Annotated in this window: 7 protein-coding genes; 3 read left to right on the top strand and 4 right to left on the bottom strand. The window is 68.4% G+C overall.

The features are described 5' to 3' along the window. The 3 genes from A4W93_RS05255 to A4W93_RS05245 all read left to right on the top strand — a co-directional run bounded on the left by A4W93_RS05255 (position 1) and on the right by A4W93_RS05245 (position 2,435). Complete coding sequence (locus A4W93_RS05255) at positions 1 to 507, top strand: hypothetical protein (protein ID WP_085749612.1); 507 nt, start codon at positions 1 to 3, stop codon at positions 505 to 507. Positions 508 to 587: 80 nt separating this feature from the next. Next, a complete protein-coding gene (locus tag A4W93_RS05250) occupies positions 588 to 1,454 on the top strand; it encodes a helix-turn-helix domain-containing protein (RefSeq protein WP_099959861.1) in 867 nt (288 codons plus the stop codon). A 99-nt stretch (positions 1,455 to 1,553) separates the two neighbouring features. Beyond that, entirely contained in the window at positions 1,554 to 2,435 is an 882-nt protein-coding gene (locus tag A4W93_RS05245; protein ID WP_085749610.1) for an alpha/beta hydrolase family protein, read from the top strand. Between the two features lie 338 nt (positions 2,436 to 2,773). On the opposite strand, the gene A4W93_RS05240 is transcribed toward A4W93_RS05245, so the two are convergent. From A4W93_RS05240 to A4W93_RS05225, 4 genes are all read right to left on the bottom strand, one after another. After that, positions 2,774 to 3,640 carry an MOSC domain-containing protein gene (locus A4W93_RS05240; protein WP_085749609.1) on the bottom strand — a complete coding sequence of 289 codons (867 nt, stop codon included), beginning with the start codon at positions 3,638 to 3,640 and terminating at the stop codon, positions 2,774 to 2,776. A 122-nt stretch (positions 3,641 to 3,762) separates the two neighbouring features. Then, positions 3,763 to 5,820, bottom strand: a complete 2,058-nt coding sequence (locus tag A4W93_RS05235) for a glycoside hydrolase family 57 protein (protein WP_085749608.1) — start codon at positions 5,818 to 5,820, stop codon at positions 3,763 to 3,765. Between the two features lie 64 nt (positions 5,821 to 5,884). Next, positions 5,885 to 7,441, bottom strand: coding sequence for a hypothetical protein (locus A4W93_RS05230; RefSeq protein WP_085749607.1), 1,557 nt, complete (start codon positions 7,439 to 7,441; stop codon positions 5,885 to 5,887). A gap of 536 nt (positions 7,442 to 7,977) precedes the next feature. Further along, positions 7,978 to 25,392 carry a LysM peptidoglycan-binding domain-containing protein gene (locus A4W93_RS05225; RefSeq protein ID WP_085749606.1) on the bottom strand — a complete coding sequence of 5,805 codons (17,415 nt, stop codon included), beginning with the start codon at positions 25,390 to 25,392 and terminating at the stop codon, positions 7,978 to 7,980. Positions 25,393 to 25,394 lie beyond the last annotated feature (2 nt).

The following is a 25,394-nucleotide window of genomic DNA, read 5'->3' as shown; positions in this document are numbered from 1 at the left end:
ATGGAAACCCACTTCAACGGCCAGTCCCTCGGTGATTTCCTCCGCGCCGCGGAGGCCGATGCCAACCGGTTCCATGGCGCGCAGGCCACCGCCCCGTGGCGCGGCGGACGGAACCTCCGCGGTTCCGTGCTGGTGGCGGGCGCGACCCTGCTGGCCGTGGCCGCGGCCATGCTGCTGGCGCTGGGGCCGGAGGAACCCGCGGCCCCGCGGGTCACCCTCGCGGCCGCCCGGCCGGCGCCGGTCCAGTGGTTCGCCCCGCCGCCGGCCGAGGTCCCGGCGGACGACGAAGCGCCCCCCGCCCCTGCGCCGGCCGCCGCGCGCCACGACAAGGTGGACGCCAGGCCTCCCGCGCTGGCGGATACCGCGTCGCCGGTCACCCTCGACGGCGGCGACGCCGACATCGCCGCGGCGATGCCGGCCAGCGTGCTGACGGCGACCGAGGCACCCGCTCCTCACATCGCGCCGATGAACGTGCCGACCCTGCCGGGCGAACAGGACCCCGGGTAATTCCCCAGGATCGCGACCATCCTGTACAAGCAGGGACCCGCTCCGGCGCCAATCATCGCCGTTGCAACACATACCCTGCCATGACCTCGCCCCTCAGGACCCGCCCCGCCCGACCCGGTGCCGCCGCGACGGTGGCACCGGTCGGCCGCATGCACGTCGTGCCGTCCGGCTTCCTCTACGCCGGCCGGTTCGACGACGTCACCAACCAGCGGCAGTCCGCCGTGCTGTACCTCGCGCTGAACGCCGATGCGTTCGAGGTGCAGACGGCGGACACCCGCTTCGCCACGAGCGCGCTGTTCGTCGGCCCCGGCGTGCGCAAGCGCATCCGCGCGAAGGACAGCCCGGTCGTCAGCATCGACATCAGCCCCACGCACCGCGCCTTCCCCACCTTCGCACGCGGCCATCCCGCGGCACGCGCCTGGCCGCGCGCGCATTTCGCGGCGCTGCAGGACACGCTGATGGCGTTCCGCGAATGGCGCCTCGCTCCGGCCGAGGCCGACCGGTTGTACGAACAGGCCGTGGACCTCGCGGCGGCCCGGCTGCCGGCGGCGGGGCCGCTCGACCCGCGCGTGCGCGAGGTGATGCGGCGCCTGCGGGGGCAGCACGGCCTCAGCACGCAGGAGCTGGCCGAAGCCGTGAACCTGTCGAAGGACTGGCTCGTGCACCTGTTCCAGCGCGAGGTGGGCATCCCGCTGCGGCGCTACGAGCAGACGCTCAAGCTGCAGGCAGCCGCGGCCTACCTGCGGCGCGGCGTGAGCCTCACGGAGGTGGCCGCCATCGCCGGTTTCTCCGACTCGTCGCACTTCTCGAAGCTGTGGAAGCAGCACTTCGGTTTTCCGCCGCAGCGCTCGTTCATGGGCGAGGAACTCTTCGTCGATCCGATGTCCTCGCTGCCATGCGTCCGCGCTAGCACCGATGGGCTGGACACGCTTGTACCAACGGGGTAGCGCATTGCGCGGATGGACCGCGCCGACGATCTCCGAAGAATGGGCAGCGCGCGCACCCGCAGAGGTGCCGCGATCCATTCCACACTTTGGAGACAAACCATGCTGAAGAAATCCCTCCGCGCGCTCGCCCTCGGGGCGAGCGCCCTGCTGCTGTCCGGTACCGCATCCGCTCAACTGAATCCGTACCAGAAAGGCCCGGATCCGACCACGGCCGCGCTCGAACGCAACGGCAGCTTCTCGGTCCGCACGAGCGACGTCTCGCGGCTCTCGGCCCTCGGCTTCGGCGGCGGCCGCATCTGGTACCCGACCGCATCGGGCCAGTACGGCCTGATCGCCGTGTCGCCCGGCTTCACCGCCCCGGGTTCGTCGATGTACTTCTGGGGCGAGCGCCTGTCGACCCACGGCTTCGTCGTCATCGTGATCGACACGACCACCGTGCTCGACCAGCCCGAGCAACGCGCGTCGCAACTGATGGCCGCGCTGAACCACGTGACCGACCTCGGCCGCAGCCGCCTCAGCCCGCTGTACGGCAAGGTGGACGCCACGCGGCGCGCGGTGGCGGGCCACTCGATGGGCGGCGGCGGCGCGCTGGTGGCCGCGTTCGCCAACCCGTCGCTGAAGGCCGCGATCCCGATGGCCCCGTGGAACCTCGCCTCCGTCCTGAGCTTCGGCGCCATCCGCGTGCCGACGATGGTGCTCGCCTGCCAGCTCGACGCGATCGCCCCCACCGCCATCCACGCCTCGGCGTTCTACACGGCCCTGCCCTCCAGCACGCCGAAGGCCTATGCCGAGATGCGCGGCGACGACCACCTGTGCGTGATGGACGGCGGCGGCCACTACGCCACGCTCGGCAAGCTGGGCATCGCCTGGGCCAAGCGCTGGATCGACAACGATCGCCGCTACGACAGCTGGATCCAGGGCGCCGGCTGGAGCGCGCTCAGCAGCCTCGAGGTGTCGGACAAGCGGCGCGGCGGGTTCTGACAGCCTCCTGTCTCCGTCGGGGCCCTCTTGCCTGACGGCTGGGCGCACCTCCTGCGGGGGTGCGCCTTTTTTTGCGTGGCCGGGCCGGGCAACGGAGTGTGTCGAACCCACGCGCGGACACAGTGCGATACGCGTTTCGCTCCAGGCGGCGTGGCCCGGCTCATCATGCCTCGTCGATGACCAAGGAGACACGTGACATGAGGAAGCTCTGCCTGGCCCTTCTCTTCTTCATGGGAGGCCTCTCGCACGAGATTCGCAACCCGGTCGGGTGCAACTGCATCACGGCGAGTCAGGACGTGAAGCCGAAACGCCGGCACGGGTGAGAACCCGGGCACGGGTCAACCGTCCAGGAAGACACCGTCGCCCACGCGCACCTCGTTCCCGAACGCGACCTCGCCGTACACACCGACGTTCTGCGCCGCCCGGCTCACCACCGTGCGCAGGACGCCCGTGTCCGCCACCACGCCCTCCGCCTGCGCACGGGTGATCGCGCCGCAGCGCGGGGTCGTGTCCACGCACGCCACGGCCGCATCACCGATGAGGACACGCCGGCCCACCCACGCCTGTTCGAGCAGGCCTCGCGCGTCACGCCCCGTATCGACGAGCACGTTCGGCCGGAAGCGCCGGACGTCCCAGTCCGACACCGGGTCAAGGGCTGCCAGATGAGCCAGCGTCGCCGTGGTCAGCAGGTGCAGCTGGGTCACGAGGTGAAAGGTCCCCGGCCGCACCACGAACTCGGCGGCCTCTGGAGGAAACGCATCGAGGATCGCCGGCAGGGGCTCGCCGGGTTCGCGCTCGAACGTGGCCTTCAGTTCGGCGAGCCAGGTGCCGTCCCCGACGCCATGGCGCCGGTAGAACACGGCGTCATCGGCGGGCCGCAGCGGCTCGAGGGTCGATGCGTGGCCGACCAGCCGGGACACCGCGGCGGCGGCCTCGGGATCCGCCACGCCGACCGAACGTCCGTCGGGCAGCGTGATGGCCACACCGCCCGGGGCGTCCGGATCGAGACGGGCGGCGCAACGCAGCAGGTCCGGCCGGAACTTGCAGCTCTGGATCTCGGCGCGCGCCGTGTCACGCACCGCCCAGCGGCGATCGCCCAGCGTGCCCTGGGGCCCCAGTTCGACGGTCGCCACGCGCTCGCCGGCCATCCCCTTGACCGGGTATCGCCACAGGTCGCGCACCTCCCCCACCTTCACCCTCGCCATCGTTCACCTCCGTCGCAGGACAACGGAAGGATTGGACGCAAGGCCGGGTGTTGGGGCAATGCGTCGAACGACGCATGGGCGGCCAGGGTCGCTTCAGATCACGCGCTCCAGGCCAACACCCATCACCGCACGAAACTCAACAGGGATGACGCCTGCCCACGCTCGGCGAACAACGCAACGCCCATCCGGAAACGATCGACGAGACGCTGGGCCGCCGCCCGGTCGACACCGACAACGAGGATGCCGGGCTCGATGCCTTTCGTGGCCAGCAGCGCCCTGCCCTCGAAGAACCGCACGTTCGATTTCTCCAGCGCGATCCGGATCTCCGCATACTTGAAGAAGGCGGCCTGCGCGCCGCCGACATCGATCGCCGGCACGTGGAACAGCCAGCCCGCGGCCTCCTGCCGTTCCAGGAACTCGTCGATCGCCGGCGACGTGGGCTGGTCGCCCCATTGCAGCGTGCCCTCCGGCACTTCGACGGTGATCTGCATGCCCATCGCCCGCGCCATCGCGGTCGCGAGTTCCAGCGTCGACACGGGCGCCGTGACGGCGTACCCGACACGGGAGAAATCGGCCTCCATCGGCGGGGCCGGCGTGCCGATCGCCTCGTAGGCTTCGGCGAGACCGCGCTTGTAGGCCCGGTCGAAGGTCAGCACCGCTTCGCGCGGTTCGTCGAAGCCCATCCACCACAACCAGTCCGACCCCTCGCAGCGCCCGAGCGCGACGGCGGCCTGCTCGCGCTGCGCGGCGTCGAGACGCGGCAGCGCGGCATCGAACGCCTGTTTCAGTTGAACCAGGGCATCCCAGCCGCGGTTGCGTGCCGCGTCGCCGATCCACATGCTGAAGTCGCCGCCGATCCAGGTCCCCGGCAGGAGCTTCTGCAGCCGGGACGGCGCCGGAGTCGACGGCGCCGCCAGCCATGCCGACGGCGTGACCGTCTGGATGTCCGTGGCCTCGTCCAGCGCGGTGTACCAGGCCTCGAAGAAGTCCCAGGCGTTCGCGTCGTAGTGCTCCCATGCGTTTTCGCCGTCGAGCGAGATCATCACCACGGGCGGCGCGCCCACCGAGGCATGGCGCGCGGCGATCGCCCGCACGCCGTCGAGCAGGTGCACGGCCGCATCCCGCGGCGCGTAGCGCGAATACTCGAACGACAGGAACTCCGACGCTGCCTTGCTGCGCGTGATGATGGCGGGGTTCTTCGGCTCGCCCCAGTGCCACCAGGAGGTGTTCAGCGGCTCGTCGGCATCGCCGAGGCTGCGGCGCACGGTCATCTCGTCGCAGGCGAGCCAGCGGAAGCCGTTGTCGCCGAGCTGGTCCACCACCGCCTCGGAGACGGCCGCCTCCGGCGGCCAGGTGCCTTCGGCCTCGCGTCCGAAACAGCGGCGGAACACGGCGCGCGCGCGGTCGATGTGCCATTGCACCCGTTCGAGGCCGCCGGGGTATCGCTCCGCCGTCGGCAACGTCACGCCTGGCGTGATCTGCGATGCCACCGAGAAATCGATCAGCAACGGCGCGAGGGGATGGGCATGCGGAGACAGTGACAGCTCGATCTGCGCCCGGTCCGCCAGCGCCCGGTAGCGCGGCAGGACACCGCTCACGGTGTAGCGAACGACCTCGAACAGGGCCAGGCGGTCCTCGAGCGAGAAGCGCTCGCCTTTCGCGACGAGCCGGCGCACCACCGGATCTTCGCGGTGCAGGGCTTCACCGCACCACGCGAGGTGGTACCAGGTCACCAGGTCGTCGAAGTAGGCGGGCGGCAGCTTCCCGAAGGCCGCATCGTCTCCCTCGAACGCCGCCCCCGTCCTCGCCTCCAGCGCCGCGTACGGCGCGAAGCGCCTCACCATCGTCTCCCGCTTGATGCGGAAGCACTGGTCACCGAGGTACCGGCGCTGCGCCTCGTCCCGCGGGCCGGGCTCGGCACGTGCCAGGGCCTGCAGCAGCGGGTCGTTCGGCACACCCTTCGCGAACTGTTCGGTGTACGCCTCGAGCTGCTCCAGCAGCGTCGAGGAGAAGTTGAACGTCGCCGCGACCGAGGGATGGCGCTCCAGGTGCGCCGCCATGTCGCTGTAGTCCTTGGTGGCGTGGAGATACGCCCAGGGCTGCGAGAACACGGGGGCGCGCGACGGGCCGGCGGCCCGGTAGTCCGGCTGGTGGACGTGCCAGAGGGTGAGGAGTTGCATGGGGTACAGCTTGACGATCCTGGAAAAGGGCTCGAGGCACGCGGCCCGAGCCCGACGGGGCCTGTCAGTCGATCACGATCGCGCGCGGATGCAGGCGGACCGGGCAATCGCCGGCCGGGCACCGGTTCATGTCGACGTAGGCGATCAGCACCTTGCCGTCGGGGGCGACCGACAGGTTCGAACGGGTGATCGGGAAGGGCACGCCATTGAACAGCTTGAGCGGGGGTTTCCAGCCCGTGCCCGGGGCGTACCGCAGCAGCCAGACGTTCGTGTTGGAACTGGTGGAGGCGCTGAGGTGGACCACCGCGACGTGCCCCCCCGACCCCACCGCGATGGTCGATTCGGAAATGTCCGCGTTGGAGAAACTCACGGGCGCCCCCGCATGCTCGACCGTCGAAGCCGGCGACCACGACCAGTTTCGGTCCGTCGTGTTGCGGTCCGGCACCTGGCCCGTGGCGACGCGGAGTTCATGACGGTAGGGGTCGAACGTCGGCTTGAGCCACAGGGCCAGCAGTTGGCCGTCCGGGCCCGCGCTGAGCAACGGGGGAGATGCCGGCGTGGCCAGCGAATCGGTGGGGTCCAGGCGCTGGTCCCCGATGGCGGTCACGGGCGCGCGGGTCTCGATGACCCGGACCCTCGTCCGGCACACCCCGTCGTTGTCGGGCCAGGGGTACGACAGCACCGTGCCCCACTGGGGAGTCACGGACCGGACCAACCCCATGGGGCAGGACCGATGGAACGGGGCGCCGGTGGGCAGGGAGCCTGCCAGCGTGCCCGACTCGATGAAGAGCCGGCCCACCTGCAGGTCGGCCGGGTCGGTCGCGATGAACGGTTCGGCCCAGTACAGGGCCGCGCGCGTGGGCGACGGGTTCTGCGTCAGCTGGGGCCGGTTCTCGTAGAGGGGGAGCGCGCCACGCTTGGACAAGGTCTGCAGGTTTCCCACCGTGCCGTCGGCGGCCACGCGCCTCTGCGTCACGGTCCAGGTGTTGTCGGCGTCGGTGGGCTCCTGCCGGTCGATCAGGTACACGCCGCCCTGGTCGTCGATGACACGCCCGATGCGCACGCGGTCGGGGAGCACCTGGTGCCGTTGCGCGGCCCGCAGGCGCTGGCCGATGCCCGGGCCCATGGCCTTGGCCTCGGAGTCCGTTCTTCCGAAGTTCTCGAGTTCGACGAAGTCCGGCGTGCCGGCCGACACCCAGCCGCTCTCGTTGGCGTGCCAGATCTCGGGCACGGCCGGCGCGTCCAGCGCCTCCGGTGCCGACCAAGTGCCGTCGGCCGAACGGGAATACACCAGCTCGCGGCGGCTCAGAGGGCCGCTAGCCACGGTGGCCTGCGTGAGCTGAAGCCGCACGACGGCGCGGCCGTCCGCGGCGAGGAAGGCCTGCACCCGCTCGGCGCCGCCGGACTTCACGTCGGCGGGGAAATCGATGCGCGGCAGCACCGCGGTGCCGGATGCGACCTCGATGAGGTGTGGGCCTTCCTGCAAGGCCGGGTCGATGGGGGGTTCGCCGCTGCCGCCACCGCCGCCGCAGGCGGCGAGGGACAGGAGGCAGGCGGTGAGCAGCGTCGAGGGGCGAAGCGGGGCTGCGAACCGACGGGGTTCGCTCTTGAGATTGAACATTGACAACCCTCCCTGGGTCATTCTTCTATCGGTGATCTTTTTCAAGAGCAGCGGGTCTATTTGCTGCGCGCTGCGTGAGATTTGAAGTGGCGCGAATGCTCAAGATTTCAAACCTGATCTTGACGTTGCGTGCAAAAGGCAAGACCTGACCCCGGTGATGCGGTGATGACTGCGCTGCGGCACGCAGCAGACTCAGCCGGTTAAGCGGTGAGCTACTCGTTCAAGCGGACCTGGATTCCGTCGGCGACCTCCTTCACCCGAACGTAGGGAATCGGCACCAATGCGCGTCGGCAAGCCTCCACGTCATTTGTGGCCGTTAACCCACCCAATGGGACTATCCGCATGATGTCCACCTGTACCAGCTCTTCAAAGCGTACGTCCGAATCAGACCGCAGCGTTTCGGCTCCTATGTCCGGCACAGCCGGAACGTACATAAAGAACTTTGCGCCAGAAGCTAGTCGCCACTGAGCCAGGACTTTGCCAACGCTCGCCAAGCAAGTAACCACGTCTTTCCACATCTTTTGTCCAATTGAGTTTTAGCGAGGGGGCTTCGGAATGAACAGCGAGGGTTGTGAGAACGCCCCCTCCCTACTGTCGTACAGCACGAAATTGACGGGGCGCTTGGCTTGAAGGCTTAGTCTCTCCGCGAGATTTCCCAGTCCAAGTTGAGTCGAACTTGTCGCATCCAGCGGCCCAAGTCTGGTCGGCAGTGTTTTTATCCGCATGCCTTCCAACAGTGAGGCCTGCGTGGCGAGGTCTTCGCTGATGAGCCCAATGTCGAAATCGCTGCGACGTCCTTTGTCGAACGGAGTACCTGCTTTGATGCCTCCACTCGATGCTCCCTTTACGCCAGTGACCGAGCTTCCTTGAAATACCACCTCCACGCCAGCCGGCAAACCATTATGCAGCGCGGACGAGAAGTCCAAGAACTCCTGTTCGCTCTTGAATCCGAAGGGAATCTGTAGCCCTTCCGAGGTGAATCTCGGCGTGGGACGAACGAACTCGAAATTCAGAAGCGAAGTCGCCCCGCGCTGTGACTGCACTAGTGTCGGCATCGCGCCGATGTCCCCGGGCGCCCAGCGTACTCCGTAGCCACCATAGGTCGATGTCGCCTTGCCAATTGCGAAGCCCCCGAGCACGCCGCCGCCCATCTCGGCGACGGCGCCCCAATCACCGTTCATCAACGCCGTTGTCAAGTCGTAGCTCAGAACGCCAACACCAGTTAGCGGATTGGACTGCATCAGCAGCCGTGCATGCGATGCGCCGTTGGCATATGCCTGGGCCATTCCGCTCTTCATCTCGGGGAGCCAATGCGCGTCCCCGTCGCTGCGAAGCCATTCGTTATAGGTCACTGAGGCCAGTCCCATCCCCAGGTCCCGAACTTGACGTACAGGTTCAATCGTTACGGCCTCAAGCGCCCCGACAAACCCGCGACCAAAGCGCTGCGCCAGTTCAACACCCGACAGTCCTTCGTCCAAGGGCGCCAGACGCAGCCGCGCCGCGTTGGCTACGGTCGGAGCGAGGTCTTCGCCTCGTTTGTTCGCGAACCAGACGACCTGTGCGTTGTAGTCGTCCGGGTCGGTGGAACCGACACCTGATATTTCCACCCGGAACGGGGTGCCCACGGAGCCAAGCGCGTCAGGCTCATTGGCAAGCCGCATCATTCGAGCGAGTTGCTCTTTTCTACCCTGAGAGTCCCTGCTATCCACAGGCCGCGAGTCAACGCCGCCCGAGCTGACTCGCACTGGATCATCGCTGGTCAAGCTGTAATCGGTTGGCAATGGCGCCTCATTGAAGCTGTACTGCGGCCCCCTGCCTTCTGCCGTTCCGGAGTTGAGCGCCACGCCAGAGCCCACCGTTGGCTTCGGCTGGCTTTGGCTCACAATGCTGTTACGCAACGCGCTACCAAATCGCCGCCCAGCCGCCTCGGCTCCCAACACGCTAGCGACTCCATCACCCAGCGCATACCCCAGCGTCTGCGCGAACGCACTCCGATAGTCCACCTTTCCTTGAATCACGCGACTGCTCGCGACCGCCCCAGCAAATTGCCCGACGTATTGACCCGTGGTCTTTCCAAAGTCGGAACCGTCGAAGAGCTGGTAGCCGACGGTGCGAGCGAGTTGGGCGGATGCCGCTGCGCCCACCGCTGCGCCGGCGACCTGACGCCAGCTCCAGTCACCACGAATCGCGAGATTCAAACCCGCCGACATGGCGCCATTGGCCGCAGCCCGAAGGGCGCCGCCACCGGCGTTGATGTTGCCGATGCCACCGGAGATGGCTCCGCCGAGGGCGGCTTGCCCGACCGCATTCCAGCTGAACTTGTCCTGCATGCCGATCGCCATGCCCACGAGCTGGCTCGCGATGGACCCCGCAGCGGCCCCAATGGCGCCTGCTGCCGCTGCACTTGCAACAGAACCCACCGTGACGGCGGTTCCTGCCCCCGCCGCAGCAGCACCAGCTCCTGCCGCGGCCCCCGCTCCCGCTGCGGTACCTGCCCCGGCAGCGCCCGCCGCCGTACCTGCAGCAGCGCCGCCAGCAGCCCCGCCCCCTGCGCCTGCGGCGGTGCCGAACAACCCGGAAGCCGCCCCCGCAGTGAAGTACGTCACCACCACCGCAACGATGATGATGATGATCGTCCCGATCACCCCGCACCCCTTGTCCGCCGCAGGCGGCGGCGGCGCCGCCGGCAGCGTCGGCGAGGTGTTGCCCAGGGCTTCACCCGCGTTGTAGACGCGGCGCGTCGACGCGTTGTGGTGGATGTTCGTGACCTTGTTCGGGATCACGAGCACCTGGCCTTCGACGAGCACCTCGTTGCCCGTCAGGCCGTTCGCGTCGGCGATCAGGTACCACATCTGGCTGTCGCCCCACACCGCGGCGGCGATGGCCTGCAGCGTGTCGCCCTTCTGGGCGGAGTAGCTCGAACTCACCGGGCCGGGGTTGTCCGGCGTGATGGGTTCGTAGTTCTGGTCGAAGTCGGCCGAGTAGATCGGCTTCCAGTCGCGGTAGCGTTCCTCGGTGGTGCGGCGGTCCTGCTGCGCGTTCATGGCTTGCGCGTAGTCCTCGCGCGACGGGCCATCGTTGGAGACGTCGCCGATGCGCTTGCCGTCGAGGTAGTAGTACTGCCGCCAGCGGTGCAGCTCGCCGCTCACCAGTTCATCGCGGCGCAGGACCTGGCCCTGCGCGTCGTTGACGTAGGTCAGCTTGCGCGGCATGCCGGGCTGGCTGCCGGTGTTGTCCGTGACCGACTTGGTGTGCCCGTTGACGTCGTACTCGAACTCGCTGAACCCGGGCGCCCAGTTCTCGACGCCCTGCGCGGAGGCCTGGTTCTTGATGCTCGTCTGGCGCGCGCCGTCCCACCACACGTACTTGTAGTTCGTGATCGTGGTGGGGCCCGCCTGGGATCCGTTGAGCGTCGTTTCCACCGACTGCGTCAACGTGCCGTCCTTCGCATTCGTGTTCGTCGTGATGCTCCGGTAGTACTCGGTACCGGCCTTCTCGAACGTGACCGTGTTCACGCTGTTGTTGTTGGCGTAGACCGTCGACTTGGTGTCCAGCCAGACCTCCGCACCGTTCACCGTCTTGAAGTTGGCCACTTCCACGACACGGCCCGCCGCGTCATTCTTCCGGGTTGAACGCCGCCCATCGCTGAGGTAGACGTTCTCCAGGTAGCCGTCGGTCGTGTAGGTGTAGGTCTCCGTGTGACCGTCGTTGCTGTAGCCCGTGAAGCTGTCACCGGTCTGCGCAGTCGCCGACTTGTCGCCATAGGTCGCCATCGTGCGCTGGCCGGCCGCGTTGTAGCCGATGAAGATGCCGTTGGCCCCCATCACGACCGCGCCACGGGTGTCGCTGGCGGACGAAAGCTGGGAACGGTCGGTCACCCCCCCGTTGAGCGAAAGCGTGCCCTGGGTCACCGTGAAGCGGTTCATCTTGTCGTACGCGTACCAGAGGTCCTGGACACGCGTGCCGCCGTTCTGGCCGTCGCGGTACTCCGAACGGATGCGGCGCACGTTGCTCACGGCGTCGTATTCGTAGTTGATGTCCGCCGTGAAGGACATGGCCGTGCTGTGCACCGACTTGACGCGGTTCATCGCGTCGTACTCGGCGATGCTCTGCTCGTAGACGTCCTCGACGGGACGCAACGCGGTGACGATGCTGCGGTAGAACTCGCTGGTGCGGTTGCCGTCCTTGTCGTAGGTGAAGCTCGTGACCACACCGAGCGCGTTGTCGCGGATCTCCTTGATGTAGCCGTTCGCGTAGTAGTCGTAGCTGATGTTCTGGCCGCTGGAGCCGGTCTGCAGCTTCAGGTGGCCGGCGAGGTCGTACACATAGGTGAAGGTGTGGTTGCCGAAGTCGGCGCGCGCGACGTTGTGGCCGAAGTAGTCGTTGTCCTCGGTCATCGTCTTGGCGTCGACGGTACCTGCCGCGATCGTCGTCACGCGGCGCCATCCGCCGACCTGGTAGCCGCCCACGCCGGTGATGGCCGCGACGTACGTGTAGTCCACGGTGGTCGCGATGTTGTCGCCGTCGACCGTCTTGCGCACGCGGCCTGCCGCGTCATAGAAGGTCTTCGACGTGACGTTCACCTCGTTGACGACGGCGATCCGCCGATTGAACGAGTCGTACCGGTAGGTCTGCTTCGGCGGCGCGGCCGTGACACCCGGGGTGCCGGCCTCACGGGCAGGCCGCGTCAGTGTCTGGAGGCGTCCCACCTCGTCGTAGTCGAAGCGCGTGACCTGGTGGAGTTCGTTCTCCTGCGTGCGCATCAAGCCGAACTCGTCGTACGCCATCACCTTGCGGCCGTTGTCGGCGTGATGCTCCCAGAGCAGCAGCGCGTTGCCGTCCTCGGCCCCGTTGCCGTTGGCCGCGTAGCCGAAGCTCGTGGTGTTGCCGTTGGCATCGGTCTGCCGCACCAGCAGCCCGCCCAGACTGTAGAGCTGGCGCGTGGCGGCGCGTGCCGTGCTGACGTAGCCGTTCTGGGCGGTCACCGCCACCTCGGCGTCGAGCTTCTCCGTCAGCAGGCCCAGCGTGTTGTAGCTCACGTCACGGCGGTTGCCGCGGCCGTCCACCTCGTAGCGGACTTCGCCGAACGCGTTGTAGGCCTGCGAGCGGGAAATGAAGATGCCCTCGGAGTTGCCCAGGCTGTACGTCGCGCGCAGCTGCACCACACCCGCCGGCGCGCTGTCGCCGATGCGGAAGGTGCCGGTGCTCCGGCCCGACGCATTGCCTTGCGGGTCGACGTACTCCGCCACGTACTCGTACAGCTGCGGCGTGCCGGTGTTGATGGCAGTGGCATCCCAGATCCACTGTCCGTTGATGAGTTGCGGCGGCGGCGCCACGTCCTTGTACGGACGCGTCGCCGAGCCGAGCTGGTCGTCCACCGCGGTGGCGGACGCATCATCGGACGCCTTGGTGCGGTAGCGCAGGCGAAGGACCGCGTTCGCCGGAACGCCGGCGGGCGGCACGAAAGTGACCTTGGTGGGGGAACGCTCCACCTGCCCGGTCACCGCCTCGCGGGCATCCACGCCGAGCCAGACCTGGCCGGTCGCCTTGTTGACGAGCTGGCCGGTGCCATCGGTACCGGTGTACGCCTCGACCGTGTATTCGTAGAGGAAGTTCCCGAGGAGGTCCGGCACCTGGTCCTTCGCGTGCCAGACGTACACCAGGCTCCCATCCGATTTAACCTGCGTTTCGAGCAAGGCACTTCCGCTGGTGCCCCCCGGCGCCGAGTTCGTGCCGCTCATGCCCTTGTAGGTCCAGCGCAGCACCACCGACCGAGCCGAAGCGGGCTGCCCGGAGATCGTCACGTCCGACGCCGAGGTGCCGAAGGTCTGGTAGCCGGTGACCTGCGGTGCAGCGCCGAGATCGACCGAACCGGCGACTCGGGTCACGGCACCGCCGCTGGCGTTGAAGCCCTCCACCACGAAGTCGTACTTTCCGCCGGCCAGCCCGGTCCAGTCCCACGAGAACGCACCGTTGGCGAGTTCGGAGCGCGGCGGCAGCCCCGCCGGCGCGGACCAGGCCCCCGTGCTGCCCTTCACCCGGTACCGCAGCGTGGCGGAGGTCACCGTCGTCCCGCCCGAGCCCACCCGGCCGAGATCGAAGAAGTCCAGCACCCGCGAACTGCCTGCGGCCCGCATCACGGTGAAACCGCCGTTGGCCAGGTTCGCCGACGCCAGGCTCGCCGAAGGCGGCTGGCCCGAGTAGAACGAACCGATCTGACGGGACCTGATCCGCCGGCTGGTGTTGTCCGGGGTGAGGCCCGACGTCAGGATCACCACCTCGTACTGCGTATTCGCCGCCATGCCGAGGTAGGCGGGATCGAGGGTGATCGCGTCGGAGTTGTAGACACTCCTGTTCGCGGCCGTCACGACCGTGTACGGTGCCGACGATCCGGACGGCCGATAGGCCACCGACACGGTGTCGACCCTGTTCTCGCCGGCCACCGGCGCGGAGATCAGCCACTGCGCCGGGATGGCCGTGGTGACGACATTGCCGAGGGCTTGCGACGCAGCCCCCTGGTCGAAGATGGTGCCCGGGTTGTAGTAGTTCCCGCCGCTGTACCAGTCCCCGCCCGCCGGCACGCTGCCCGTGCCCTGGGCCAGCAGCCTCTCGCCTCCCCCCCATTCGGCGAACACGCGAATGGTGTAGGTGCCCAGGACGCCGCTGTTGACCACTACGTCCAGGGGCGGCGTGGGCCCCGACTGCGGCGGGGTCTGATACCCGGTGCGCATGGAGATCGGCTGGCCGAGGTCGTTGGTGCCGGTGAACTCGACACGGTATCGCGCCGGAGCCGGACCGTTCCAGGCCGGCAGGTTCACCTGGACCGTCGAGACCTTGAAGCGGTAGTGGCCGTAGGCTCTGGGACCCTGCGTTCCGATCGACTCCGACCGGTCGACATAGACTTCCCTGCGGCCCAGCAGCGTCCCGGTCACGGTCGCCCCTCCCGAGGTACCGACCGGTGTCACGCCCGGCGTGAAGCTGATGATGCCGGTGCCGTCCCCGCCCACACCCGAAACCTCGGTGGAGCCGCCCACGAGGGCCGCCTGGGCGATGGCCCGCGCATGCCCGCCCGCGACGGTCAGCTCGCCGTTCGCCGTGTTGACGGCCGTGCCTGCGCCGTCGTAGGCGGTGTAGCGGTACTTGTAGACCCCGTCCGCCCACCCCGCCGAACTCACGAGGAACCAGCCCTCCGAGACACCGACACGCCCGGCCGGTCGTTCCACCCAGGTCGACGAGCCCGGCGCCTGGATCTCGAACTTCATGGTCTGCGCGCCGTCCGGCTGGCCGGCCAGATGGAACTGCTCCAGGGCCGGTGGCGAGAGGTTCAGGTATTGCGGACCCGTGCGCGTGGCCGGCACCGTCGAGCCGGACCACGAGGCCGGCGGGGCGAGCGTCCCGCTCCCCGACACGATCGGCACGATCACCGACCCGTTCAGCCATTTCGAGATCTTGATCGTGTAGTTTCCCGCCCCGGGCGTGGGCAGGTTCAGCGTCGCCTGCGTGGAGCCCGACGAGACCCGCACCGTCAGGCTCACGCCGGACGAGTCGCTGTATTCGACCTGGTAGTCGCCCGTGCCGTACCACCCGAGGTTCGGCAGCGGCACCGTGAGCGAGCTCACGGTCGTCTTCAGCACGCCGACGTGGGTCAGGTACGTGCCACCGTACGAGTTCGTGATCTCCGCCTTCACCGTGACGTTCAGGCTGACCGCCAGGCTGGTGCCCGCGGGCACGCTCGTCGCATGCACGTGGCCCAGCGCCACGGTGCCGCCCTGCGGCGCGACCGCCAGCGTCGTCGACTTCTGCGGCGACGCGGTGGAGCCCACGTACAGCGTGCCGCCGACGACGTCGGTGGTCTGCCGGTCGATGCGCGCAAGGACGTTCTGGATCGTGAAGTTCGGCTGGATGTGGCGGACGATCTGGTCGCGCCGGTCGTAGACGGAGATGTTGAGCGCCGCACCCGACGCACGTGCCTGGTCCAGCGTGAAGTTCGCCTGGCTGAAGTCGGCGACACCGGTGCTCTCGAACGTCAGCGTCGCGTTGCCGTTCTGGTCGTAGAGGTAGAACTTCGCGACACCGTCGCCCGACACGCCCCGCACCATGCGGCCCGCGGCGTCGAACTCGGCCCACTCCTGCCACGCGACCGTCGCCCCCCCACCACCCGTGCGCTTGCCGGTGACCTCGCCGTAGGCGTTGTAGCGGACCTCCTTGCGCTCGCCGTAGGAGAAGGCGCCCGTCACACCCTGCGCGTTGATCGGCGCCCAGGCGTCCTGCCGCGACACCTCGTGGCCGAGGTAGTCCCACTGCATGACCTCGCCCTGCCATGACACCACGTTGTCGGCATCGCGCACCTGGCGCATCGTGTAGGTGAGGTTGCCCGTGGCGTCGAAGGCGTAGTCGACCGACGCACCCGGATCGGTGACCCGCACGCGCTGCCCCTGCTTGTTGTAGAAGAACAGGGTGACGCGGTCGCCCGACGTCGTGGCTTCGTTGGCGTCGAGCAGCGTTTCCTTCGTGACGAGCCCGAGGCCGTTGTACTCGATCAGCTTGCGCTGCTGGACCGTGCTGCCGGAGGCGCCGGTGAACGCACCCGATCCGACGTAGATCTGGCGACCGAGCTTGTCGTAGTCGAACTCCGAGACCCGGCCGTCCGCATCCACTTGCGTCTTGACGTTGCCCAGCGCATCGAACGTCCGCCGCGTGATCGCCTCGCCGGTGCGTTCGGCGTAGGTCCCCGTTGCCGCGTTGTCGATCTGGCCGTACACCACGTTGAGGACACGCTCCTCCACCGTGCGCCCCAGCCGGTCCAGCACCAGCACCTTGATGCGGTCGGCGCCGTTGTCGAGCCCGGACACGAGCGCCGCGGGGTCGGACCCGATGCCCGCGCCCGCCACCGGCGTCGCGTACCGCCGCTCGGTCACGGTGTTGTCGGTGTAGCTCCACCGCGTCACGTAGTTCTCGCGGTCCACCTGCAGCACCTTGCGCCCGAGGCCGTCGTAGTACGTGTACGCGTGGCTGCCCCGGCGGTCGGTCTCCCGCACCGCGTTGCCGGCCGCGTCGTAGGTCTTCGTGACCGTCAGGTTGGCGTTGAAGATGTCGTACTGGTCCGGGTCCGAACGGTAGGCTCCGACGAGGATGTTCCGGACCTCCTCGGTGAGCTGGCGTCCCGCCCCGTCGAAGGTAAACCACGTGGTTCGAACCTTGGCCGGGTTCACCGGCGCCGGCGCCGCGCCCCCCGGAGATGCCGGGATGGCCACCAGGGTCTCGTAGGCCGACACGCTCAGCACGCGACCGGCGGCATCGTAGGTGAACGTCTTGAGCTGTCCCCCGGCACCCGCGGCCGCTTCGAGCAGCTCCGCGGTCCGGCGCCCCAGCGCGTCGTACCAGTTCATCACCCTCGCGCCGTTGGCGTCCACCATCAGCACGGCACGGCCCAGCGCGTCGTACACCGTGGACTTCGTGGGCGCCACCGACGACGTGCCCACCCCATGGAGGTAGATCTGGATCGTCTCGCCGGTCTCGCGCGTCACCCGCCCCATCGCATCGTATTGATAGGTCGTGGTGCGCTGCTCGGGACGACCCAAGGCCTCGATCGTGCGGATGCGGTTGCCGTTCGCGTCGTACGCGTGCTGGTTGACGACGGCGACTTCGGCGCCGTCGATCATCACCTTGGGCAGGGTTTCCGAAACGAGGCGTCCCAGCCGGTCGTACACGAAGGTCGCCGTGCCGCCGAGCCGGTTGGTGCTGCTCTTCGCCTCACCGAACGCGTTGTGCGACTTCGACTCGGCATTGCCCTCGGCGTCGGTGACCTTCCACTGCTGGTTGCGCAGGTTGTACTCGTACACCGTCGACTGCGTCTGCGCCGCCACGGCGATCAGGTAGGCGCCGCTGGCCGGTGCCGCACTGCCCGCGGCGAGCACGGTCACACGGCCGTCCAGCGGACGCTCCACGCGCTGCGCGTACTTGTCGGTGCGAGTGAGGTTGCCGAACGCGTCGTACGCGTTGACGGTCAGGTAGCGCTCGGCGTCGACCAGCTGCTCGAGCTGGTTGCGCTTGTCGTAGTGCATCGACGTGACAAAGCCGCGCGGATCGGTCTTGCGCACCGCGTTGCCGAACACGTCGTAGTCGACCATCGTGATCGCGCCCAGCGGGTCGATCGTGGTGACGAGGTTGCCCACGGCGTCGTAGCCGTAGCGGGTGGTGTACCTCGCGAGCGCCGCCACGCGGTCGGCCTCGGTGGTCTTCGTCAGCGAGTCGGCCACGCCGACGGGGTCGGTCTTTGCGATGAGGCGGCCGTTGCCGTCGTAGCGGTACCGGGTGGTCGACGCCACCGCGGTGTTGTAGGCGCTCGTCTCCTCGACCATGCGGCCGCCGCCGTCGAACACGCGGTGGGTGGTCGTGGCCTCGGGACGACCCGCGGCGTATGTGACGTCGGTCTCGCGGCCCACGGCGTCGTAGCCGCGGGCCGTGACCACGCCGTCGGCCGACACCGACCGCACCAGGCGGCCGGCGGCGTCGTAGCTCGCCGTGGTCACCGAGGCGGCGCGTTCCTCGATGTTGTCGACGTAGGCGTAGGTGGTCCCCGCCAGCGTCGGATGGATGCTGGTTGCGAACGTCGGACGCAGGCTCGTCCATCCGAGCGCGGGCAGGCTGCGGTAGATCAGCCCCGAGTCGCGCGACTTGCCCTGCTCGTAGAAGTAGGCCACGGCGTCCTTCGCCGTGGTCGTGAACTCGACGACGTAGGTTTTCCCCGGCACATAGGTGCCGATCACCTCGGCCCTGCCGTCCGTGCCGAAGTAGGTCTGGGCAACGATGCTGCCATCGCCGTTCAGGATCAGCGCCAGCCGGGAGTAGACGCCCGTGACCGACTCGACCGTCAGGTGGAGCGCCTGCTGCAGCTGGACCGGGGTCACGTCGTACTTGAACGAACTGCCCGGCGGCAACGAACGCGAGCCGTTCGAGCCGGCCCAGGTCCCACCGGCCGTCGGCGTGGAGACGAGCTTGAGCTGTCCGTTCTCCAAGACACCCGCGGCGCCGGCGTAGCCTTCCAGGCCGCTGCCGAACGTGGTCACCTTGCGGGTGGCGGCCACGAACTGGGCGAGGCTCGGCGGCGTGCCCTCGAGCGTGGACGGGGTGTCGTACCGCAACGTCCGGGTCACGCGGCCCGATGCGTCGTACTGGTACTCGGTGACGTAGCCTTCCCCGTCCTGCTGGAAGGCGAGCCGGCCGGCGGCGTCGTACGCGTAGTACGTGACCCGGTCCTCGGACGGCAGCTTCGACAGAACCTCGTTCAGAGTGCTGCCGTTGATCGGCGTCGGGCGGGCCGAGAGCGGCGTGGCATAGGCCATCGTCGCCACGACGTGGCCCTGGCGGTCGTACCGGCTTTCGGTGACGTAGTTCTTCGCATCGACCACGAAGCGCGGCCGGCCCAGCACGTCGTACACCGTGTACGTGCTCTGGTCCATCGAACTCGTCGCCGGCGTCATCGTCGCCGACGGCGTGCCGGTGAACGGCGTGGCGTAGCGGATCTTTTCCGCGACCTGGTTGGTCTTCGTGTAGCGGACCTCGGTGAGCCCGCCCTTGGCATCCACCGTGAAGCGGACGCGGCCGTCCTTGTCGTAAGCCGCCTGGGTGACGTGGTCGGCTGCGGTCGCGAGCGTGCCCACCGCCGCGCGGATCTGCGCGTCGGTCAGCAGCGTCGGGTTCAGCACGATGTCGGACTGGACCTGCTGGCTCTGCGCGCCGTGGTAGCCCCACGTGGTGCCGCCACCGTTGCTGGCGACGACCGGCGACGAACCCTCCATGTCGTCGACGAGCACCTGCCCCTTCTTGACACTCGTCACCTTGAACGAGTCGTACAGCAGGGCGTCGCCCGGCTGGCCTCCGCCACCATAGACGTAGAGCCACATGCGGTCGGCATGGCTCATCGTCCACGTCAGCGTGAGCGTCTGCCAGCCGTCCGCGTCGCGCGTGCCGTACGTAGAGGTCACGATGTCGTTGTCGTACGGGTCCGCGCCGTCCGCGTCGCCGAGGAACATGCGCCCGTAGACGTTCGTGTCCCCCTTGAACCGGACGGTCGCCGTGACCACGTCACCGGCGTCGAACGTGCCCAGGAGCGTGTGGATGTCGCTGTTGGTGCCCTGCTCGAACCACACCCGCGCCGCATGGTTCTCCGCGAGCCGCTTGGCATAGGTGCGCTTGCCGGTCTCGTGGCCCTCCACGTCGTAGAGGTGCTGCGTCACCGCCCCGGTGCTGTCGACCTCGTACTCGAGCCGGCCCAGCGTGTCGTAGACATAGCGGGTGCCGTGGCCCAGCGTGTCGCGCTTCAGCACGACACGCCCCGCGGCGTCGTACATGTACGTCGTCCGCAGGTCGAGCCCCGTGGGATCGACGATCTCCTGCGTGCGCCGGCCCGCGGCGTCGTACACGTACTTCGTCGTGCGCGTCACGGTGGACGCATTGCCTTCGGCCACGGTCAGCACGCGGCCGGCCGTGTCGTAGCTGTACGTCGTCTTGAGCTGCAGCCCGCCGGCCACGTCGTCGACGGTCACCTGGCTGAGGTAGCCGCGCGGCGAGAACGTCTTCGTGGTGACCGTGCCGTTGGGATCGACCTCGCGCACCTGGCGGCCGCGGCCGTCGTACTCGTAGGTGGACGTGAGCTTCAGGCCACCGGTGCCGGAATCGACGACCTTCGTGAGCACGCGGTTGGCCGCGTCGAACGTGTACGACGTGGTGATGGCGCTGCCATCGTCCACCGGCGCGATGGCGCCGTTGAACTTGAGCCCGGTGACCGTCTTGACGAGGTTGCCCGCCACGTCGTAGGTGTTCTGCGCGATGCCGTCCAGCGCGTCCTTGACCTGGACCACACGGCCGTTGGCATCGTAGAAGTACTCCAGCACGTTGCCGTTGCCGTCGGTGAACTTCCACACCTCGCCCGCCGCGGTGGACTCGGTCACGGTGCGCACGCCCTCGGCGGTCGTCATCGTCATCTTCCGGCCGGCGGTGTCGTGCACGTACGTCGTGGCGTTGCCCAGGCCGTCGATGCTGCGGATCGTGCGGTCCAGCGCGTCGTAGACCACCGTGCGCCCCACCAGCGCCGCATCGGTCACCACCACCTTGCGTCCGCTGTCGGTCACACCGTCGTTGAGCAGGTACCGCGTCGTCGTGCGGTTGCCGGTCTGGTCCTGGCGCATGACCTCGCGTCCGAACGCGTCGTACTCGCGCAGCGTGTAGAGGTTCAGCAGTGTCGGGTCGACGGTCTCGCGCACCACGTTGCCACGGCGGTCGTAGCGCCAGTCGGTCTGGTTCGTCTTGCTCGAACCCAGCTCCACGAGGGTGAGCGAGCGCTGGCCGAAGGCGGTGTACTCGTGGAACGTGCGGTTGCCGCTGGTGTCCGTCTCGGTCACCAGTTCGCCACGGCGGTTGTAGGCGTAGGTGATGTTGGCGTCGCGCGTGGCGTCGGCCAGGGCCTGCACCTTGGCGGTCAGCGTGGGGTTGACGAGCCCCCCGGTCAGCGCCGCGGTGTCGGCCACGCTCAGCCGGTTCGCATAGGCGATGGGCTGCTTGAGCAGCTGGCCCAGCTCGTTGTAGGTGCGCGCGGTGACCTCGCCGCCGAGCGCGGTCTGCAGGATGCTGTAGCGCAGCAGGCCCGAGGCGTCGTAGTAGAAGAAGGTCTTGCTGCCGCGGGCGTCGGTCGTGCTGATGCGGCGTCCGGCGGTGTCGTAGGCGTGGACGGTCCGGTTGCCCAGGCCGTCGATCTCCGCGGTCAGCTGGCCCGCGCCGTCGTACTCCGCGCGGGTGACCCGAGGCGAAGCCTCGAGGCCGCGGTAGCTCGCCACCAGGCGACCGTTACTGTCGTACTCGAAACGGGACACGGCCCCGTCGGGCGTGGCCTCGCGGACGAGTTCACCAGCGGCGTTGTAGGTGCGGGTGGTCACGACGTTCGTCGTGAGCGTGGGCATCACCGAGGCGAGCGTGAGCCCGGCTCGCGCGAGGTGGATGCCGGTGTTGTTCGCACCGGCAGTCACCAGCAGGCGTGCGGTCGAGAGGTAGCGGGTGGTCGTGGTCACACGGCCGGCCGCGTCGTAGCCGTAGGTGGTCAGGTAGCCGTCGGCATCGATGCCGCCGCTGATGAGACCCGCGTTGTCGTAGAACAAGAACGAACGGCGGTCGCCGGGACGCTTCGTCGGCAGCATGGCCGAGAGGTCGCCCGTGCGCTTCGCGGCCTCGGTCGCTTCGGCGTAGCGCGTCTCCGAGATCTTGCGGCCTGCCGCGTCGTACTCGTACGTGACGAGGTAGCCGTCCGCGTCCAGCGTGCCCTGCAGCAGGCCGTCGGCGCTGTAGAACAGGCGCGACGTGCGGTCGTTCACCGCATCGGACGTGGGCCGCGTCATCGCCGGCGGGGTGGCCGTGAGGTTCGACGTGCTGGTGTCGATGCGCACGACCGCCGAGGTCTTCGAATAGGCGATGGTGGAGAGCACGCGGCCTGCGCCGTCGTACACGTTCTCGGTCAGGTAGCCCAGCCCGTCCTGCGTGCCCTGCAGTCGTCCGGCCTTGTCGTAGTAGCGCGTGACGATGCGGTCGTCGGCGGCCTTCGGCGCCGGCCGCACGGAAGACAGCGCCACGTCCACCGGGTTCCCCGCGGTGTCGGTCAGCGAGGCGAGCTGCGTCGAGCCCACGAGCGTCGCGTAGGTGACCGACTGAACGAGGCGGCCGGCGGCGTCGTAGACGTATTCGGTGAAGCGCCCCACCGCATCGATGTCGGCGACCTTGCGGCCGGCCGCGTCGTAGAGCACATGGCTGCGCTGGCCGTTGCCGTCCACGACGGCCCGCAGGCGTCCGAGCTTGTCGTAGGCGAAGTTCGAGCGCAGCGCGGCCGCGGGTGCGCCGACGACCTGCACCTCCTGCACCCGGTTGATGGTGGTGATCGTGCTCGGCGACGCGGCGTCACCGAACGCCGTGATGAAGCCGCGCTGGTCCGGCCAGACCGGCTGGGCGATCTGGTAGCTGAACGCGGACGGATCGGCCGCGCTGGTGCCCTGGCGGTACACCGACAGCTGGGCGCCGCCGGTGGCCAGTGCGCGCACCTCGACCACGTACGCCTGGCCGTCGGCGACCATCTTGCCGGCGGACGAAAGCTTCACGCGCACCCAGTTGCCCGTGGCCGCGTCGCGGTATTCGGCGTAGAGGTCGCCGTCGATGAAACGGGCCGACAGCGCGCGCGCGGCCGTTCCCGTGCCGGTGCTCGCGACACCCACGCGCAGGTTGCGGCCCGCGGCCGCAACGCCCGTGGTGATCTCGAAGCGGGAGACGACGCCGAACCCGCTCGTCACCGGGTGGATGGCGTCGCCGGTCACGGTGTGCTCGGCATTGGAGAGCCCCGCCACCTGCGAGTGCACTTCCACGCCATTGAGACCGGCGGAGAACAGCCCCTCCTCCTCCGGCCAGCCGGAGAAGCCGAGGGGGCTCAACCGGAAATCCTGGTCCAACAGCACCGAACCATCGCCGCCGTGGCGGAGCTCCGAGAGCGACTGGATCTGCAGCTGCTGTACGGCAAGTCCCGGCGCATCCTGCGCCGTGATCTCCGCGCGAGCGGTACCCCAGTCTGTGGCGGAGGCCCGGTGCACGAAGCCCGTCGAGCGATCGCCGGTGTGGACGTACAGCACCGAACCGAAGTCGCCGGTCTCGACATCGACCTGGTAGGTGACACCGGCCTGCAACGGCTTGCCGGCGGTGGAGAGCTGGAGCTCCTTCGCTTCGCCGTTCTCGAAGAACTGCACGAAGAGTTGGCCGTCGCGGACCAACGCGCGGTGATAGCGCGCGCCGGTGGCGTTCCCGGCGCCGACCGTGAAGGACTGGCCCACAGCCAGTGCCGGCATCGACACCTTGGCCGAGAACACCATGCCGCTGTCGAAACGGTAGACGCGCGAGCCGGTGATGGATCGGATCTCCGTGGCTGCCGCATTGCCTGTGGAGAGCACCGCCCCGGTGGACGACGAGAACGTGAGGCCCGTGCCCGGAACCTGGTAGCCGCTCCAGTCGGCCGAACCCGCCTGGATGAATTGGCGGGAGCTCACCGGCAGCAGGCTGGTGCCGGACGACTTGGCGACCAGCTGCCCGGCCTTGTCGTAGACGGAGATCTCGTCGCTGTTGTCCGCCGGATTGCGCACGACGATGCGGCCACCCGCGTCGTCGTAGTTGTACGTCGTGACACGCCCCCGGGCATCCTGGACGAAGGTGACCCGGTCCATGCCGTCGTAGGCGTAGGCGGTGGTGCCGCCGGTCGCGTCGATCGACTGCAGCAGGCGGCCGAAGGCGTCGTACACGTAGCGCTGCTCCGACACCGTGCCGTAGGTCACCGTGCTGCCATTCACGCTCGCGGTCGCGTAGGTCTTCGATGAAGACAGCTGGCCCAGCACGTCGTACGTGTACTCCCGCTGCTGCGCCTCGGCGCGGTCCGTCACGGTCAGTGCGCCCGCCCACGTGGTGAGGTCGGCCAGCACCGGGGACGGCTTGGCCGTGTAGGTCGCTGTCGTGTACGTCGTGCTCGAGGTGCGCTGACCTTTCGTGTTGTACCGGTGTTCCGTCACGCGGCCTTCGGGGCTGATGGTGAAGCGCAGCCGGTTCGTCGAGGTCGACTCGTACAGGTACTGCGTCTTGAGCGCGCCGCCGGGCAGTGCCGGACCCGCCGCGCCATCGGGATCGGCCACCGTGTACGAGGTCTGCGCCACCAGGTGGTTCGCCGCGTCGTACGCGAACTCGACCACGTTGCCCGCCGCGTCCGTGGTCCGCACCAGGTTGCCGTTGGTGTCGTAGGCCGACACGGTCTGTTCGTTCGCCGGGTTGGTCACGGACGTGAGGTTGCCGTCGGCGTCGTAGGCCAGCACCTGCTTGTAGCCGTTGCCGCCCGCGGCGGCGCCCGACACCTCGGTCAGGCGCTGTGCCGCGTCGTACTTGAGCACGGTCGACTGGTTGTTGGCGTCGACGATGGTGGTCGTGCGTGCCGCGGTGTCGTAGGTGAAGGTCGAGCCGTTGCCGAGCGCGTCGGCGTACCGCGACACACGTCCCGACGCGTCGTACGCGATGGTCAGCACCGTGCCGTCGGTCTGCTTGATGGACGTGACACGGCCTGACGCGTCGTAGCCGTAGTCCACCCGGTACGAGCGCCCGTCGAACGCGTCCATGTCCTCCGGGTTGAGGATGGTCGTCACGGACGACAGACGACCGTTGCTGTCGTACCCGTACACCGTGCGCATGCGAGACGCTTCGCCCGAAGCGTCCTGGGCCATCGCGGCGATCGCCATCAGGCGCTTCGTCGTGCTGTCGTAGGAGAAGGAAAGCGCGCTGCTCATCGACTGCGAGCCCGCAGGCAGCTCCATCATCATCATGAGGAGCCCGGTGCCGTCGTACCCCAGCATCGTCTGGTTGCCCTCGACGTCCCGCACCGACATCAAGCGGTAGGCACCGCTGCCTGCCGGGGATTCCTCGTACGTCTCCGTCGTGCCGGAATTCCCGTCCTTCCACGTCCACTTGCCGGACGCGAACGTGAGCGAGTCGAACGCGCCACTGCCGTCCTTGCCGACATAGCGCCCGCCCGAATAGGTGTAGGTCGACTCGAACCCATCGGCGTCAATGCGCTTGATGGTGCTGCCCGCGGTGTTGACCGTGCCCGTCAGGCCCGAGACCCGGCGGTAGTAGCCGACGCGCCAGCCGTCCCCGTTGTCGCCATCCCAGCCGCCCAGGCTGTTGTACGTGCGGATCAGGTTGAAGTCGTCGCCCACGCCGACGACGAACTCGTCGCGGTTCTGGATGATCAGGTTGCCGGTGGCCGCGTTGACACTGACCGATTCGCCGGCCCGCCCGAACGCCGACTGCCCGAGCTGGCCCGCGGCCCCCGCCAGTTCCTTCGACGTGTTGGACAGGCCCAGACCCGCACCGCTCACCACTGCGACCATGT

Origin of the sequence: Piscinibacter gummiphilus, assembly GCF_002116905.1 — a bacterium.
Lineage (GTDB): Bacteria > Pseudomonadota > Gammaproteobacteria > Burkholderiales > Burkholderiaceae_C > Rhizobacter > Rhizobacter gummiphilus.
The sequence above is the reverse complement of the archived record's forward strand: the minus strand, read 5'-3'. Positions and strand labels throughout refer to the sequence as shown.

Coding starts and splice junctions, on each gene's coding strand:
- A4W93_RS05255 (WP_085749612.1), top strand. CDS start 1: ATGGAAACCCACTTCAACGGCCAGTCCCTCGGTGATTTCCTCCGCGCC.
- A4W93_RS05250 (WP_099959861.1), top strand. CDS start 588: ATGACCTCGCCCCTCAGGACCCGCCCCGCCCGACCCGGTGCCGCCGCG.
- A4W93_RS05245 (WP_085749610.1), top strand. CDS start 1,554: ATGCTGAAGAAATCCCTCCGCGCGCTCGCCCTCGGGGCGAGCGCCCTG.
- A4W93_RS05240 (WP_085749609.1), bottom strand. CDS start 3,640: ATGGCGAGGGTGAAGGTGGGGGAGGTGCGCGACCTGTGGCGATACCCG.
- A4W93_RS05235 (WP_085749608.1), bottom strand. CDS start 5,820: ATGCAACTCCTCACCCTCTGGCACGTCCACCAGCCGGACTACCGGGCC.
- A4W93_RS05230 (WP_085749607.1), bottom strand. CDS start 7,441: ATGTTCAATCTCAAGAGCGAACCCCGTCGGTTCGCAGCCCCGCTTCGC.
- A4W93_RS05225 (WP_085749606.1), bottom strand. CDS start 25,392: ATGGTCGCAGTGGTGAGCGGTGCGGGTCTGGGCCTGTCCAACACGTCG.